The following is a 17,825-nucleotide window of genomic DNA, read 5'->3' as shown; positions in this document are numbered from 1 at the left end:
AAAGAACATGGAAAAACAAAAAGTAATAATAGTCGAAGATGATGAAATCACATCACTTAACTTAAATATGTCTTTACAAAAGCACGGATACAGTGTAGTGGCGATGTGTGATAATGCTCCTATGGCAAAAAGTAAAATAGCTACACACAATCCGGATGTCATTATTATTGATATCTCTTTACAAGAAAGCAATGACGGAATCGAACTTGCAAAAACTATAAAAGAAAAATATGATATTCCTTTTATTTATCTCACTTCGTACAGTGATGATGACATTATTGCCCAGGCAAAACTTACTGAACCTTATGGATATATTGTAAAACCTTTTGACCCCGGATCTCTGCATGCAACTATTCAAATGGCTTTGTTCAAATACCAACAGGAAAATGAGAGAAAAGAGAATATCAATTCACTCAAAGTAGATAAACTGAATCTGGAAAAATTACTCTATTCCAAGCGTTCACAAGACAAACCAATTGTTCCGTTCGGGGGTGGTGATTACCATCTTGACATCAGTATATGCGAAACCTTTTACAAAGGGAAAAAAATCAAGCTTACAAAAAAAGAAAATGCTTTTTTACGCCTTCTTGTTGCCCAACTTGGTTTGGTTGTATCATTTGAGCAGGCAATGAACTATGTCTGGGACGAGCACGGTGCTACAGAAAACAGCGTCAGAACACTGGTTTGGAGACTGCGGAATAAACTTGAAACAGACATTATAAAAAATGCCTCAGGAATTGGCTATTATATAGAAGATTAATTTATTTTAATGGATGCAATTTTTTCTTCTATTTCTTTCAGGGTTTGCTCATAATTATAGTCTGCATTTTCAAGTTTTGCCATTCTTTCCATTTCAGTTGCATTTTTTTGTAAAATTTCAATTCTGAAATTTCCACTTGACCCTTTAATACTATGAGCCAGAAGTGCTGTTTTTTTATAATCTCTTGCAGCAACCGCTTTTGCCAAGTCACTCAGGGTCGTTTTCATTTTTTTGATAAAAAGTGTCAAAAGCATAATAAGTTCATCTTCATTCAACATCAACTCTTTCATCAGTTTCTTCGCATCCAACCCTGTAATCTTTTGGTTGTCAGTGGAAGATATATCTGTTTTATCTTCCTGTATAACACTGTAGGAATCCAGTTTCAGATATGCCATAAAAACACGTTCCAACTCTTTTAAAACCAGAGGCTTCCCTAAAAATGTGTCAAATCCGTTCAGTAAATCTCTCTCTTTACTCCCCTTTAACACATTGGCCGTCAGGGCAGAGATTGGCGTATGACTTAAACCGTTTTTTTCCTCGTATTCGATAATTTTAATGACGGCATCTGTTCCGTTCATAACGGGCATCTGTTCATCCATAAGAATCAAATCATATTTGTTTTTTTGATACAGTGCAACCGCTTCTTTTCCATTGTGAGCCAAATCAAATGTCAAGCCATATCTGTTGAGGACAATCTTCATTAATTCCTGGTTTGCCTCATTGTCCTCAGCAACCAGGATATGTCCCTTAAATCTATTGGATATTTTTTTATTATGAATTAATGATAATTCAGGGTTGAGCAGCTCATTGAAATGTTTATGAATTTTTGAACAATACAGAGGAAAACTCATCGCTTTGATGTGCGCATAGTGTTCATATGTATCATACTCTTTGCTCATAAGTGCTATATATTTTTTCCCAGAGTAGATAATCTCTTTTTGTATGTTTATGTCACATGTCTCATGTACAAATATACATATGTCAAACTCGCAGTCCAGCGTCTCTACAACACTGATGTTCATCGCAAAAATTTCAGCATACTTCAAAAAGGATTCATGTCGGAAATCCAAAACTTTGTCTTTTGCATAAAGTACCATTTTTAGTTTCTGAAAATCACTGATATCTTTAAATACCTGACACTCATTATTTTGCACTGCAACAGGAATATCCAGCCAAAAGGTACTGCCCTCTCCCACCTGTGATTCTACATGAACACTTCCATTCATTAACTCTGCAAGCTGGTGTGATATACACAGACCCAGACCCGTTCCCTCTTTGTTGTTGTTTTGGCTAAACTGTGCCTGTGTAAATGCTACAAATATACTTTCCATATCTTTTTCGTTTATGCCGACTCCGTTGTCTGTTACACTGATTTTCAGTTGGTTGTCATGACAGCTTGCTTCAACCTTTATCACACCGCCGTCGGGTGTAAATTTTATGGCATTACTTAAAAAATTTGAGACTATCTGTTGAATTCGAAGGACATCGCCAAACAACTCTTTTGGAATACGAGGATCTATAAATGAAGTAATGGTAATATTTTTTGAATTTGCACTGGCTACAAAAAGCTCCATTGTATGGCTCAGTTCTTCATGCAGAGAAAAAATCTTTGGTTCAATCGTAAACTCACCGCTTCTCAGTTTTGAAAAGTCCAAAATATCATTGATAATACTCAGTAAGTTTTCGCCGCTGCTCAATATAATGTCTAAATAATTTCTGTGTTTATTGCTTATATCTTCATCCATCAAAAGGTTTACAAACCCTAAAATAGCATTTAAAGGCGTGCGAATTTCATGAGACATATTGGAAAGAAAGTACTCTTTTGCCTGAGAAGCACGCAGTGCTTCCTGTCTTGCGTCAATAAGCTTTTGAAAAATACTGTCTGTATAATACTTTAAAATACCTTTAAAATTTTTATCAAAAATATAAGAAATCTCTTCAAAGATCTCTTTTGAATTTATTTTCGCATCATAAGTGAACTCTACCATAGAACGACGAAAATTACTGCATATCTCAAACAGCTCGTCAGCACTGATTTCACGATGTTTCAAATAGGCCAAAAACTCCTGCATAACAGGACAGTCACCGATATCTCTCTCACCCGCGATTACACCCATAAAGTAGTCAAATACACCGCTGGCATATTTTTCTATAAATTCTTTTTCATCTATCTTATGTAAATGAAGGATCTCTTTTACAGAAGCATACAATATCCATTGCTGTAATATATCTGACTTTGAAGATACAAATACGCCTTTTACTGCTCTTAAATGGATGCTGCCTTCTTTCATTGTTATACCATTATCCTACATGTAACAAAAAGTATGACGCAACTGTAATGACAAACAGTTTCACCAAAGATATTGCAGTTGTTCCGACAATATTGCCCAATTGGCAACTACTGCATGCGACATAAAGTTTTCCTTCATACTGAGCATAAAAAAAGTAAACTATGTTTAACCCAAGGACTCCGTATATCGTATAAAGTTGATATGTCCATAAAGTCTGTAACGTCTGCTCCTTATCAATAAAGAAAGATGCTACAAGCGGAAGAAGCATAAAAAACATAACGACATTTATGAGTTTCAAAATTTTGTCTCTGAAAAAGACCGTAGGACAGTAATCGGCATTTGTAGTATTTATACCATTTTCTAAATTTTTTTCAAACTTCTCTTTTTCTTCTTTGGACATTTTTTGCACAAAAGTAGCGCCAAAGGTATAGTCTATTTTTCGCTGAATTCTTACAGAAAAATCTCCACTTGCCTGCAGTGATTTATCATTTCCGTTTCTGTCTTGATAAACAACGCTGATAGTTTCAAACCGTTGTATCTGTGCTGTTTTTCCAGGATAGTACAGCGTTGATTCTGTAGCCGTGACAGTACCCTTATGGTTTATCAACCGGGGGTTTATCATCTCTATCAGCTTCCCTTCATCATCTTTTACAATAATCAGGTTATAGTAACTCCCTATCTGATAAGCACTCAAAGCATCCAAATTATTTTCATTGATAGTATCTTTGAGATCTTCTATCAAGGCAAACAATTCATCATCAAATTTTCTTATGTCTACAGCGTATTCTATACTCAGGGGCGTAGGATGCGTTATAATCTCTCTTACCATTATTTTTTATACCTTATACACGAAAGAGTCTTGAATAAAATTTCAAGACTCTTCTTGTTAATGACTTTTACCTACAACTATAATCATTTTTATATTGATTATTATAAATCTGATAAACTGCCAGATTACACACGTACGCATTTTTCTAGCAAATGCCCCCGGTATCATTGTTAATGTAAACTGATCATTCTTTTGAAAATTTACCTCTTCTTCAACATGTTTTACTTCGCTCATAATATCTCCTCTTTTTTATTCTGGAATTAATGTCCAACCTGGATTTAGTTTTGCTTTATAGATAAACAGATAGTGTAAAATATGTTTAATCCAGTGTCCAGCAAGACCTATTTCACCAAATGTATAGTCTGTATCACGCCCTGTTCCCGGATATTTTTCAAAATCAGGAACAACAGGATAGACTGTCATAGCAGCCGCAGTTCCGTCAAACAAACCTTTTCCGGCACTTGCAACACAGGCAGCACCCATTTCAGCCATTGACGCTTCATGCAGGTGGGCATTTTCGCCTTTTGTAATCATATCACAAACAGAGTGTGCAACCGCTTTTCCGATAATACCAGAAGGCATACCCGTTCTTGGAGGCGTCGGATTAATCGGTGTTCCGTTTGGTGATTTCATCGGTTTAGAGATAAGATGTGGCGGAGCAAAAGCAATACCTGCAGCAAACATATTTTTATAAGTAGGATTTTGGTATGTTCTTGGCCAGTCACTTGCTTTCCACTCTTCGTATGGCTTTGGCGTATAGTCCGCATCCACTTTCATGAAGCCGTTTGGAGCAAATACCGTATCAGTAATATCTTCACCGGCTTTGTTGTAGGCTTTTAAACCAACACCCGCAAAAGGAGGAATAAGCATTGCAAAATCAAATTCTTCTTCACCAGTTGAACCGTCAAGCAGTTCATACTCAACTTTTCCGGCTTCTACTTTACTTGTATGTGCACCGATAAGCCAGTCAACATTTCTTTCGGCAAAAAGGGATTCTGCAAACAGTTTGGAAGAAACAACATAGCCGCCAACTTTCATATGCAGTCCGCCCATACCGAAGTCACCTAAAAAAGATTCATTGGAAATCCATTTCATATCTGCCATGTCACGCACACCGGCTTTTCTTAATTCATGCTCAATATTGAAAATATACTCAAATGCAGCCCCCTGACATGTACACATTCCGTGTCCTGTTCCTATTAGGAATTTTTGACGGGTACCGCCTTTCATTTTTTCAATGGCTTCATTTAATTTTTCTGAAGCATGGACTGCATGGTCAGCTGTACAGACAGAAACAGTATGCTCACCCAATTGACTACCTTCGCCTAAACCCGGAGTAGCTCCGAAATTCAGCTTTGGTCCTGTCGCATTGACAATATAATCATACTCTATATTTTCAGTCTGTCCTGCTTTGTCAGCACTTGTATACTCAATAGTCACAAAAGGTTTATCACTTGACTGCGAACCTTCCGGATTTAAAGAGAGCGCTTTTGCCTGACGATAATCAATACCGGCTTTTGCATAAACAGGCGCTAAATCAAATGTCACATCCTCTTTTTTCATTTGGCCGACACCCACCCAGATGTTTGACGGAATCCAGTTCCACTTGGCATTTGGAGTGACAACAACAACTTCATGATCTGAGCCTAACCATTTTGCAGCGAATGTAGCTGTTGTATGACCAGCAACACCACCACCTAATACAACTAATCTTGCCATATAATTTTCCTCTATAATTTAAGTTCTTGGTAACTTTATCAAAATAATATCACAATGTTATCACATGATTTTCTTTCTTTTTTAGATAAATTTTAAAAGCAAAAGACACAACAGCCTGAAAATGCCTAAAACAGGGCATTTGTAAAAACAGTAACTCCATAAATTAAGTTTATTTTAATATTTTATCAATAATTTCAAAACTGTTTTTTGAAAGCCCCTGTGTAGAAATTACACGCGAGAGTTCTTTTTTTATCAGTTCTTGATTATGTTTGTTCATTTTATCACAGACTTTAAAAGCACCGCAGAGCCCTGAAGCTATTTGCGGATTGATTTTATCTATTTCTATGATTTTATCAGCCAGAAATTTATACCCGCTTCCGTCTTTGGCATGAAAATGTTTATGGTTTCGCGCGAAAGAACCGACTAAAGAGCGGACAAGATTAGGTACTTTTTCATCATATACTTTGTCTCTTTGAAGTTTTTCAACACGTTCGAGCACATCATAACGGCTCGAAGATGCCAAAATTGCAAAATATTTGTTCATGACGAGTGTTTCATCTTTATATCTGTTATAAAAATCCTGCAGTGCAACTTCAGCATACGATACATGTAAGTTTTCCAAAACATCCAAAGCAACAATACGGTCAGTCATCGTAAGTGATTCTTCATACTGCTTTTGTGCCAACTCTGCGACCTCACTATTTTTCAAAATAGAGAGAATTTTCAATGCTCTGTTTTTTATAGCTCGTTTTGCAATATGTTTTGCTGCTAAACTTCCTGATGCAGGCAGATGATTTTGCTTATAAATATCTAACAACTTCTCTTTGTATTTTTGTGCTATATGCAACAACAGTTGATCCTGTGCATCATATATCACGTCAAAATCTATCTCTTTTTGCAGTTGCATAATTGCTGAAACAGACGGCAGTTCCAAAAGCAGTGCTTTGTAAGACAAGTCGACATCCAAATCAAGCAAATGTCCATAGGCATCTACAAAATCATTATTGATTGCACTCGACTCTATAATTTCATTGATTGTCCGGAGTGCAAAATTCTGTGTTGCCTCATACTGCGTAAAACTGTTTGTATCATACTTCATTAAAAAAGCATAGTTGTTTTCTTCCTGTTCTACAATTATCGGTGCAGAAAAATCCCTGTTTATCGAAAGTACCGGTTTTTCTTTTAAATTATCAAATACAAAAGTTTCGCTTTCTTTCGATATTATCAAAGTTTCTGCCAAAATCTCATTACCATCTCTATCTAAAAGCCCCATCTTTAAAGGGTAATAATAAGGCTTTTGTTTTTTCCCATCAACATCATCTGGAACTTTTTGTGTTAATACTATGCTATATGTCCCGTTTTCAAAGGAATCCTTTACATGTAAACGCGGTGTACCGCTTTGTTTGTACCATCTTTTAAAAAGTTCCAAGTCAAAATCACCGCATTGATGCATCGCCCATAAAAAGTCATTAGTGGTAACCGCCTGTCCGTCAAAGGTTTTAAAATACAAATCCATTGCCTGTCTGTAGTTTTTCTCACCCAAAAGTGTATAAACCATGCGTATCACTTCTGCACCCTTTTCATAGACCGTAGCTGTATAAAAATTGTTCATAGATATATAAGACTCCGGCTGAATAGGATGGCGTGTCGGGGAAGCATCTTCGACAAACTGTCTTTCTCTGAGTGCTTTTACATCTTCAATGCGTTGCACCTGTACTGAATTCATATCTGCTGAAAAGCACTGGTCGCGAAAAACTGTCAGTCCCTCTTTGAGTGTGAGTTGAAACCAGTCTCTACATGTAATGCGGTTTCCTGTCCAGTTGTGAAAGTACTCATGCGCTATCACAGACTCTATTCCCATAAAATTGGCATCAGTGGCTGTATCGGTATCTGCCAGTACATAGGCGGAGTTAAAAATATTGAGTCCCTTGTTCTCCATTGCACCCATGTTAAAACTGTCAACCGCTACAATATTGTATATATCCAAATCATAGGCACGCCCGTATTTCTCTTCATCCCATTTCATAGAGGCTTTCAGCGAGTGCATGGCATGATGACACTTCTGCTCATTTCCCAAATCGCAGTAAATATTCAATGCGACTTTATTGCCTTGTATTGTTGTAAATTCATCACTTATGCTGCCCAAATTTCCTGCCACAAGCGCAAAAAGATACGAAGGTTTTGGATGCGGATCCTGCCAGGTCACCCCATGGCGTTCATTGAAATCATCATGACATTTAATTTTATTGCCGTTACTGAGTAAAACAGGATACTTCTTTTTGTCTGCAAAAATCGTCGTTGTAAACAGACTCATGATATCCGGACGATCAAGGAAAGGTGTAATACTTCTAAATCCCTCAGGCTCATTCTGGGTACAAAAAATATCGCCTGATTTATACAGCCCTTCAAGTTCTGTATTGTCTTGCGGATATATTTTGTTTTTTATTTTTAGCTCAAACGCATCAGGAACATTGAGAACAGTCAGGTGTTCCTCTTCGATAATATAACGGCTCTCCTGCAACTTTAAGGCGTTTAAAGAAAGCTCTAAAAGTTCCAGATTCACAGCATCAAGAGTTAAATCATTCACACTTGCATCTATTTTTTTTATCTGCATAGTATTTGTCACGAGTGTCTCTTCTTCAAATAATTCAAACAACAAATCAACACTCTCAATTGCATAGGCGGGCTTTTTATAATCTTTTAGATATTTTGCTTTTACTTCTGTATTCATTATTACTCTTTCATTTTTAATACTGATATTTTACTTAAATTTTCCATGAAAATTCATTAATTTTAAAGTATAAGAAAGTTTTATACAATATAATTCCACATGTTCAATTCAAAATTAATAAATTTCAAAAACTTACTTGTTTTTATCCTCATATACACACTTTTTTTCTTTCTTTACGGATTATATTCTTACAGTACGGCCGAAAAAGCCTTGCATGCAAATATTAAACAAGAACTGCTCCATGGTGCAAACAGTGTCCCTTTGATTCTTAAAAGTACCTACCATGATGATAATTTGCTTGCAAAGAAACCTTCGTATGCACAAGATTTTGAAAATATTAAAAATCTTACTCAGTTTATCCGTAATACCCATCTTGCGTATGTATACTCCTTCGTCCGGGATAAAAACAATATCATCAGATTTTCAAGTTCAAGTGCCAAAGAAAAAGATTTGGAACAAAACAGCAGTGACATCTACTCTTTTGATACATATACAGACCCACAACTGCAAGAGCTTTTTAACACTGCAAACTTCAACCAACCTCTTTTTAATCATTCAAAAGACAAATGGGGAGACTTTTACAGTGTCTACATCCTTAAACAGACAAAAAACGGTAAAAAATATGTTGTCGGTGCCGATTACAATATTCAGGACATCATCACACTCAAACATATACTTTTAAGTAAAATTCTGTATTTGATTGTCCCTGTATTTTTTATCATTCTGTTTTATATGTTTTTCAACTTCATCGTTGTCAAACGTTTAAACAGTATTGTGACACAAAAAACAGACGAAATTGAAAAGGCTTACAATGTTGATGCACTTACGCAGCTTGAAAATGCCAAAAAACTTGTTTATGACTTAGCTAAAAAACACAATGACATTCCCTTTTTTATTGCCATTTTGGATATTGAACATTTTGGTATGCTGAATGATATTTACGGTTATGCCTACGGAAATGAATATCTGAAATATGTTGCAAAACTGCTGCAAAAAAATATCTCTTTGGACCTGAAACTGTATAAACTCCATGCAGACTTGTTTTGCATAGTCAACACACAGACAATGCCGGTAAAAGCATTTATGCAAAAAACAGAAGATATACTCTCTGCTTTGAATCACCAAAAATTTACCTATGAGGGATATAAAACTACACTCAGTATGAAAGCCGGCATAGGAGAAGTTGTTGAAAGTTCCAATCCATTTATTCATGCCGAAATAGCCTTGAAGTTTGCAAAAAAACACAATATGCTCTTAGCCCTGTATCATGAAAATATGAATCACAACAAAAAAAACAAACGTATTTTGGATGATATAGATTATGCCCTGCAATATAACAAGGTCTACAGCTATCTGCAACCCATATATGATGTCAAACAGCACAAAATCATCAAATATGAGACACTTATGCGCCTAGAGAGACAAAACGGAGAGATTGTTGCTCCATGGTATTTTTTGGATGTAGCCAAAAAGACACCTCTTTATCATAAACTCTCTCTGCAAATGTTTACACAGGTTATTCAAATAGCCAAAAAGAACCCTTCTTTAAGCTTTTCTTTTAATATTTCCGCTTTGGATATTCAAAATTCAGAATTCTGCGAAGCCATTTTTACGCAGGCGGTCCAAGAAAATATTGCCCGGCAGTTAACCTTGGAAATTTTAGAAAGTGAGGAGTTTGACAATTTTGATGCACTCTGTAAATTTATACAAAAAGCAAAAGATGCCCGGATCACAATTGCCATGGATGATTTTGGAAGCGGATATTCCAATCTTTCAAATGTCATTAAACTGAATCTCAATTATCTTAAAATTGACGGTTCCATAGTCAAATATATTGCATCAGACATACATTATGAAAAACTCTTTAAAAATATTATCAATTTGGCAAAAGAGCTTGACCTTATAACCATTGCTGAGTATATAGAAGACGAGACGATACAAAACAAGGCTATAGAACTTGGGATTGATATGCTCCAGGGCTATCATATAGGAAAGCCTCTGCCCGATATTTTAGACTAGTCTCTCTTGGTTGTCTTACGCTTTTTCGGATTTCGTTTCGTCTGTATGCCTGTGGTATTTTTACTGTAGTGACGAACTCTTTTACTTTCAGGCTTTTTATGCTCTGCTTTGAGTTTGACTTCGTCCACATCTTTTCTTCGTATCGTCGGATCCGGTTCAAAACCTTCTACCACTTCTTGAGGAATTTTTTGTCCTATAAGCTTTTCTATATCTTTTATGTCATATTTTTCATAAATATCAATGAGAGAAATTGCCTCACCTTCACGTCCTGCACGCCCCGTACGACCGACTCTGTGAACATAATCTTCAGGAATTGAAGGCAGTTCGTAGTTAATGACATAAGGCAACTCTTCTATGTCCAAACCACGTGAAGCAATGTCGGTTGCCACCAATACTCTTGTTTTACCCTCTTTAAACTGCTTGAGTGTTTTTAAGCGGTTTGCTTTTGTTCTGTCTCCGTGAAGAATCCCACATTTTAGTCCGTCTTTTTGCAGTTCCTCAAAAAGTCTGTCGGCACTTGCTTTTGTTCTTGTAAAAACCAAAACCTGAGGAAAGTTTCTTGAACCGATGAGATACGCCAAAAGCTCGGCTTTTCTTGCAGTATCCACAAGATAGGCCACCTGATTGATTGTATCTACCGTTGTATTTTTCTTCGCTGTTTCTATAAATGCCGGTTTGGTCAAAATCAGTTTGGAGAGCCTGCGTACCTTGTCACTGAATGTTGCCGAAAAAAGAAGTGTCTGATGTCTCTTTGGCATAAGCGGATGAATTTTTCGAATATCTTTGGTAAAACCCATATCTAACATTCTGTCCGCTTCATCAAGCACAAAGATTTCCACATCTTTGAGGCTCAGACCGTTTTCTATATGTTCCAAAAGACGTCCGGGCGTTGCAATAACAATCTCCGTCCCCTTTTTCAAGGCTTCACGCTGCTTTTGCAAATCTTTGCCGCCAACCAGAATCGTTGTCCGAATCTCCATATATTTTGATAAAGCAGTAATATCATCATGTATCTGTATACTCAACTCCCGTGTAGGAGAAAGTATAACAGCACGGACTCCTTTGCCCTGTACAGGTTTTCTCAGTTTTTGCAGTATCGGCAAAACAAAAGCGGCTGTCTTGCCTGTTCCCGTCTGTGCTGTTGCAAAAACATCTTTTTTTGCCAGTACCAAGGGGATAGCCCTTGTTTGCACCAGAGTAGGCTCTGTATAGCCCAAATCCTTTATAGCATCCAGTAACGGCTTAAAAACTCCCAGCTTTTCAAATGACATTTTCTTCCCTCAATCAATTAATATATCTAATTTTAGCATATTTTCTTCCCTTTGTATCACATTTTGTTTATAAATCAGATAATAAAATTTAATAGCTGTTTCAGCAATACTTGTGATAATTTTGTGATATAATTACCAAAAAATTAAAAGTTAGCGAATGATTCAAGCCTATAAACATTATTTACATATACTGCTTAACACTGAACAGGTCAGTGAAGATGAACTCAAAGAAGCATCTATTATTATAGTACCGATGATTATAGGGCCCATAAGCCTTGTCTGGGCTCTTATTTATATCGCTTTTGAACAGTATATTCCGGCACTCATCCCTCTTTTTTACTCTTGTGTCTCATTTATAAACCTTTGGTGTTACAGGCGAAATAAAAATTTGCTAATCATTCAGAAAGTCCAAATGTTACTGGTCCTCATTTTACCATTTCTGCTCATGTGGACCTTAGGAGGCTTCGCACAGGGAAGCTATGTCATGATTTGGGCATTTTTTGCCCCTATTGCCTCGCTTATTCATGAAAAAGAGCAAAAGTCTCAGTACTGGCTCTATTCATTTGTAGCCCTGGTGGTGTTGTCAGTAGTCATAGATCCTCTCCTGATTACACATTACAATCACACCATACCGCCGCTTGCACAGGAAGTTTTTTTCTTTTTGAATGTTACTGCCGCTTTGTGCGGTATATATCTTTTACTCAAATATTTTATTCGCAAAACAGATATCAACACAAAAGAAAAACTCAAAGAAAAACACAATGAACTCATGGAATATACCCAGGATGAGTTAACCAAAATGTTTTACACAGACTCTCTGACAGGTTTGCCAAACAGACGGGCCCTGATAGAAGCAAAAAAGGAGATACACAATTTCTCGCTTCTTTTGATAAACATAGATACTTTCAGTCAGATCAATGATCTTTATGGTGAAAAATTCGGAGACAAGGTTCTTATAAAATTTTCTGAATTTTTGCAGGAAAATCTTAAAAAGAATCCGGAATGCAAACTGTTCAGACTCAGCGGAGACGAGTTTGTTTTACTCTCCAAAGAGAAAAACCGCGACACACTCAAAAATAATCTCACAAAACTTATAGAGGAGATACACAAACATCCTCTTACAATTGAAGACCATGATATCTATTTAAACATAACCGTCGGCATCTCTTTTGAAGAAACAGAACTTCTCCTGCCAACTGCAAATATGGCACTCAAACTTGCAAAAAAAGAGTCAAAAAATATCGTTTTTTACAGTGATGAAGCCTCACTCAACGAAGAATATGAAAATAATCTAAAATGGATTCAGGAGATAAAAGATGCCATCCTTGAGAACAGAATTGTTATGTTTTTTCAACCTATTATGGATAACAAAACGCGTACAGTTACCAAATACGAATCACTGATACGGCTTGTAGACAAGAAAGGCAATATTATTACACCATGGCACTTTTTGGAAATTGCAAAAAAAGCCAAACTTTATAAAAAACTGACAAAAATTGTGATCAGAAAGAGTTTTGAAGCTTTTAAAGACAATACCTATGATTTTTCCATTAATTTAACCATTGAAGATATTCTGGATCACAATATGAATGAATATATTTTTCAAATGCTGCAAAACTATGGCATAGGGAAGAGAGTTATTTTTGAAATTGTCGAGAGTGAAAGTATAAAAAACTTTGACACCGTTGAACGCTTTATAAAGAAAGTGAAATCCTACGGATGCCGTATTGCCATAGATGATTTTGGCACAGGGTACTCAAACTTTGAATACCTTATGAAACTGCAGGCAGATTTCATCAAAATAGACGGCAGTATTATCAAATCCATTCTAAACAACAAAAGTTCAGAAGTTTTGACCTCCGTCATTATTTCCTTTGCCAAAGAGATGAATATAAAAACAATAGCAGAATATGTTGAAACGAAAGAGATACATGAAAAACTCATAAAAATGGGTGTAAACAAATCACAGGGTTATTATATAGACAAACCGAGTGCAGACCTGCACTAAAACATTTTTCACTGCTGTTTATAAGTTCTCTCCTGCTATAATCGTGGTCAAATATAATTTATATAAAACAAGTACAGAGATGATAAGAAAAACTTTAAAAAAAACCTCCAAACATAAAAAACTCAGAGATTTAATAAAAAAATATAAAATACCCCCAGAGTATCTTGCAACAAACCGTAAAATGATTTCACGCGGTGTACTTATAGGTCTCTTTATAGCATTTATTCCTATGCCTATGCAGATGGCAGCCGTTTTGCTTTTTGTACCCTTTATAAAATTCAATGTACCCGTAGCTCTTGCCATGTGTTGGCTGAGCAATCCTTTGACAATGCCTCCAATGTACTATATGGAGTACCTGACCGGTTCATTTTTGCTTGGCATACAACCGGAACCTGTACAAATGACACTTGAATGGTTTTCAAACAACTTAGACAATATTTTTATACCTCTTTATTTTGGTACTGCGATCTATTCTGTTTTTGGTTCCATTGCAGGGTATTTCTTAGTAAACTTTCTTTGGAAACAATCTGTTGAAAAGGAAAAAAAGAAACATTATTCAGACAGGTAAACTGCTTTGTTTTTGCTTCACCTTTTAGTCTTTAAAGACGCATAGTCCAGACTGAAGTCTGGATTCCAAAAGAGATATTAAGGCTTAAACCTTTTGACTCTTTTTATAACTCCACGCCATTAGGCCAATGCCTACAATCAAAAAGGGAATACTAAGCAGCTGCCCGGTTGTCAAATCAATTCCTAATGAATAATCAGCTTGGCGAACTTTGACAAATTCAATTAAAAATCTTGCACTGAAAACCAACACAAGAAAAAGCCCAAACAAAAAGCCCTTTTGCAGCTTCTTATAGTTTCCTTTATAAATCAATGTCAATACAAAAAAGATAAAAAGGTAGGAAAAAGCCTCATAGAGTTGCACAGGATGTCTTGGAATCATATCCACCCTGCTAAAGACAACAGCCCAGGGCAGGTCACTCGGTTTGCCTATAATTTCGGAATTTATAAAATTTCCCATGCGGACAAAAAAACCAAAAAGTGCCGTGGGGATTACAAGCCGGTCAATCAGCCATAAAAAGTCTGTTTTATACTTTTTACATCCGTAATACAGAGCAATCAAAACACCCAGTCCACCACCGTGAGAGGCCAATCCGCCTTCCCATACGGCAAAAATCTTCATAGGCTGTGCCAGATAATAATCCGGATCATAAAACAGGACATGACCGAGTCTTGCTCCTATAACTATTCCGACGACCGCATACAAAAAAAGCGGTTCAATCGTGCTTTCATCTTTGTTTTCCAAACGATAAACCCATTTCATAAACTCCAAACCCGAAAGTATCGCTGCAGCAAACAACAGCCCGTACCAATGTACCTGCAAGGGTCCAAATGAAAGTAAAATAGGGTCAGCGTTCCAGACAAAATGATTCATACTACTCTTTTAACGCCTCTGCTATAAGTTCAATCGGATTTTTAAAAACCGTCTCAACCCCAGCATTGTGCATAGAGTTGTTTATCTGCATACGGCAGGCACTGCACTCTGCACTGACAATCTCAGCCTTTGTTTCTTTAATCATGGCCGCTTTTGGCACACCTGCAGCTTTTGCAAAATGATACTTTTCTGTCTGCATGGTCACACCGCCAAATCCGCAGCATAAATTCGGATCACTCATTTCCACTATTTTATAGTTTTGGCGAATCAGATTTCTCGGTTCTTCGTGAATGCCCTGCATCTTTTTCGCATGACAGGGGTCATGGTATGTGACTATCGGACTTGCTTTTTTCTTGGATGCCAGGAGATGTTCCAAATGGGTATGGTGCTGCAGCCACTCCGTAGCCATAAAAACCTTCTCCATAACCGCTTTGGCACGGGCTTTCCACTCCGGCTGGTCATGAAAATAGTGTTCATAATCTATTTTGAGCATTGCACTGCATGTAGCCTCAGGAACGATAATAGCCTCAACATCTTTGGCAAAACTCTCAAAGTATTCTATGTTAAACTTTGCATTTGCATCAACTGTATCAAAATCACCTGTAAAATACGCAGGCGCAGAACAGCATTTTTGACTTTTTGCCAAAAATGCATCAATTTCAAGCACTTCTAAAATTTCTAAAAGAGAATCTCCTATGTTTTTGTAATTGTAATTTGCCAAACAGCCTATAAAAACAGCTACTTTTCGCTTTCCGCCGTTGTTTATATTTTCAGGATGAGAATTTAAAAAAGATGTTTTTGTCAAACTCGGCATCAATCTGTCAGATTTTATAATCGGCAGATTGAAGCGTGATGTCATAGAATTAATATCATCTTTGATTTTAAATCCGCAGGTCTGAAAGGTATACCCAAGCTTAAATGCAATGTCATTGAGCCATCTGTGACGCAGAAGCAAAAAGAAGGCTTTTTTGTACCATGCTATACCGAATTTTTGTGCAATGTCACTGCGCACCTGCTCTATTATCATATCTGTCGGCAGTGACTTGGGGCACACTTCAACACAGGCCGTACATAAAAAACAGCTCTCAAATATATCTTTTGCCGTCTTGTCCAGCTCCAGATTTCCGCGTTTGTATGCGCCCAAAAGGTCTATAAATCCACGTGGAGAAGTCACCTCATCCGCATTGACATTATGAATGGTACACACAGGAATACACTTCCCGCATTTGACACAATCATCAGCAATCTCATTAAAATTAAAAATATCTTCTGGTTTTTTACTCATACTTACACCGTCTTTGAAAATGTTTTGTCACTGCCGGCATGACGCTTCATATAGGCATCAAAAGGCATGGCAATATTTCGAATGAGCAGGGTGCCTGTTGGGGAACACTCTATATACTCATTATTCATTGTTATTAATTCTTCTTCCATAAAAGGTTTTAAATCCAAAAGTGCATCTTCAAAATACTTTTTAAATTCCAACCCAAACATGGCTTCAAATCTTTTAATATCAAGCTTGAAATTACTCATGAGTTCCATAATGACATGCTGGCGAATCATATCATCTTCACTCAAAGCCACTCCCCGTTCAAACGGCAGTTTGCCTGCATCAATTGCTGCTTCATACGAAGGCATATCTTTAAAATTCTGAGCATAGTAATCAACTCCTTCTCCGATGGAAGTCAGTCCTACTCCAATCAAGTCTGCTCCGCCTTTGGTGGTATAGCCTTGAAAGTTTCTATGCAACTCACCCTTGTCTATGGCTTTAAAAAGTTCATCTTCTGGTTTCGCAAAATGATCCATACCTATCATTTTATACCCGTTGTTTGTTAAAAAGTCAATTGTGTACTGCATAATCTGCAGTTTTTCATCAGGACGCGGCAGTGTTGTTTCATCTATCTTGCGCATTGTCTTTTTCAGCCATGGCACATGTGCATAGTTAAATACCGCAAACCTGTCAGGATTTAACGTCAATGCCAACGAAAGCGTCTCTTTGAATGTATCAAGTGTTTGAAAAGGCAGCCCGTAAATCAAGTCAACATTGACTGAGTCCATATTGTATTTGCGTGCCAGATCCATTGCATCTTTTGTGATATTATACGGCTGGACGCGATGCACAGCAACTTGCACTTTTTCATTGAAATCCTGAATACCAAAACTTACACGGTTAAATCCGTGTTCACTCATCACACGCATTTGCTCTTCATTGATATGGCGCGGGTCTATTTCACAGGAAATCTCTGCATCTGCGACAAAATTCGGAAAATAGGACTTGATTTCAGTTATGATTTCATCTAGTTGTGCAGCAGAAAAAAAAGTAGGCGTACCTCCGCCAAAATGCATTTGAATCACGTCTCGCTTACAATCCAAATGCTCTGAAAGAATTTTCAGTTCACGCTTGAGATACTCCATATACCGAATCATTTTATCTTCTTTTGAGGTAAAAACAACATTGCACCCACAAAAATAACAGGCATTTTTACAAAATGGTAAATGAAAATAAAGGCTCAAAGGACGAGAAGAGTCCTGTGTTTGCAGTTTTTTTATATATTCGTCATAACCAAAGGCATCATTAAATTCCAACGCTGTAGGGTACGAGGTATATCTTGGTCCCGGCTTGGAGTATTTTGTAAATTTTGCGAAGTCTAATTCCATCTGTTGCTTCCCTCTGTCAATAATTCATTGGATTATCTCCAAAAAGTGTTGAAGAACTCATAAAAGCATGTGAGTTTCGAATGAAATCTAATTTTCATTTT

Annotated in this window: 13 protein-coding genes; 4 read left to right on the top strand and 9 right to left on the bottom strand. The window is 36.8% G+C overall.

All coding sequences use genetic code 11. The annotated features are described in order from the left end of the window. The first annotated feature begins 7 nt into the window (after window positions 1-7). Window positions 8-760 (top strand): response regulator, encoded by a 753-nt coding sequence (locus tag ACM66U_RS04025; RefSeq protein ID WP_151900742.1) that lies wholly within the window; start codon window positions 8-10, stop codon window positions 758-760. Here ACM66U_RS04025 and ACM66U_RS04020 read toward each other — a convergent pair. The 5 genes from ACM66U_RS04020 to pepN all read right to left on the bottom strand — a co-directional run bounded on the left by ACM66U_RS04020 (window position 757) and on the right by pepN (window position 8,330). Further along, window positions 757-3,051, bottom strand: coding sequence for an ATP-binding protein (locus ACM66U_RS04020; protein ID WP_418641192.1), 2,295 nt, complete (start codon window positions 3,049-3,051; stop codon window positions 757-759). The genes ACM66U_RS04025 and ACM66U_RS04020 overlap by 4 nt on opposite strands. A gap of 10 nt (window positions 3,052-3,061) precedes the next feature. Next, window positions 3,062-3,880 carry a peptide deformylase gene (locus ACM66U_RS04015; RefSeq protein WP_418641191.1) on the bottom strand — a complete coding sequence of 273 codons (819 nt, stop codon included), beginning with the start codon at window positions 3,878-3,880 and terminating at the stop codon, window positions 3,062-3,064. Between the two features lie 57 nt (window positions 3,881-3,937). After that, the gene (locus tag ACM66U_RS04010) at window positions 3,938-4,114 is read right to left on the bottom strand and encodes a hypothetical protein (RefSeq protein ID WP_188109968.1); all 177 of its coding nucleotides are present in this window, start codon (window positions 4,112-4,114) and stop codon (window positions 3,938-3,940) included. A gap of 15 nt (window positions 4,115-4,129) precedes the next feature. Further along, complete coding sequence (locus ACM66U_RS04005) at window positions 4,130-5,599, bottom strand: NAD(P)/FAD-dependent oxidoreductase (protein WP_151900745.1); 1,470 nt, start codon at window positions 5,597-5,599, stop codon at window positions 4,130-4,132. A 169-nt stretch (window positions 5,600-5,768) separates the two neighbouring features. Then, window positions 5,769-8,330 carry an aminopeptidase N gene (gene pepN / locus ACM66U_RS04000; RefSeq protein WP_418641190.1) on the bottom strand — a complete coding sequence of 854 codons (2,562 nt, stop codon included), beginning with the start codon at window positions 8,328-8,330 and terminating at the stop codon, window positions 5,769-5,771. 210 nt (window positions 8,331-8,540) lie between these two features. Here pepN and ACM66U_RS03995 point away from each other — a divergent pair, with 210 nt between their 5' ends. Further along, complete coding sequence (locus tag ACM66U_RS03995) at window positions 8,541-10,349, top strand: EAL domain-containing protein (protein ID WP_418641189.1); 1,809 nt, start codon at window positions 8,541-8,543, stop codon at window positions 10,347-10,349. Here the strand turns inward: ACM66U_RS03995 and ACM66U_RS03990 are convergent. Beyond that, window positions 10,346-11,620 carry a DEAD/DEAH box helicase gene (locus tag ACM66U_RS03990; RefSeq protein ID WP_418641188.1) on the bottom strand — a complete coding sequence of 425 codons (1,275 nt, stop codon included), beginning with the start codon at window positions 11,618-11,620 and terminating at the stop codon, window positions 10,346-10,348. The two genes, ACM66U_RS03995 and ACM66U_RS03990, sit on opposite strands and share 4 nt — an antisense overlap. A gap of 157 nt (window positions 11,621-11,777) precedes the next feature. Between ACM66U_RS03990 and ACM66U_RS03985 the strand changes: the two genes are divergently transcribed. Further along, complete coding sequence (locus tag ACM66U_RS03985; protein ID WP_346388509.1) at window positions 11,778-13,628, top strand: EAL domain-containing protein; 1,851 nt, start codon at window positions 11,778-11,780, stop codon at window positions 13,626-13,628. Between the two features lie 79 nt (window positions 13,629-13,707). Then, on the top strand, window positions 13,708-14,196 hold the full coding sequence (locus ACM66U_RS03980; RefSeq protein ID WP_346388508.1) for a DUF2062 domain-containing protein: 489 nt from the start codon (window positions 13,708-13,710) through the stop codon (window positions 14,194-14,196). Window positions 14,197-14,280: 84 nt separating this feature from the next. Here ACM66U_RS03980 and lgt read toward each other — a convergent pair whose 3' ends face one another. Genes lgt through hemN form a run of 3 tightly spaced genes read right to left on the bottom strand, consistent with a single transcriptional unit; the run spans window position 14,281 to window position 17,724 of the window. After that, entirely contained in the window at window positions 14,281-15,066 is a 786-nt protein-coding gene (gene lgt, locus ACM66U_RS03975) for a prolipoprotein diacylglyceryl transferase (RefSeq protein ID WP_418641187.1), read from the bottom strand. Between the two features lies 1 nt (window position 15,067). Then, complete coding sequence (locus tag ACM66U_RS03970) at window positions 15,068-16,351, bottom strand: (Fe-S)-binding protein (protein WP_151900752.1); 1,284 nt, start codon at window positions 16,349-16,351, stop codon at window positions 15,068-15,070. A 2-nt stretch (window positions 16,352-16,353) separates the two neighbouring features. Beyond that, complete coding sequence (gene hemN / locus ACM66U_RS03965; protein WP_151900753.1) at window positions 16,354-17,724, bottom strand: oxygen-independent coproporphyrinogen III oxidase; 1,371 nt, start codon at window positions 17,722-17,724, stop codon at window positions 16,354-16,356. Window positions 17,725-17,825 lie beyond the last annotated feature (101 nt).

Origin of the sequence: Sulfurimonas sp. ST-27 (assembly GCF_048081595.1) — a bacterium.
In the GTDB taxonomy this organism is placed as follows: Bacteria; Campylobacterota; Campylobacteria; order Campylobacterales; family Sulfurimonadaceae; genus Sulfurimonas; species Sulfurimonas hydrogeniphila.
Note: the sequence above shows the minus strand (reverse complement) of the source record. Positions and strands in the feature narration are given on the sequence as shown.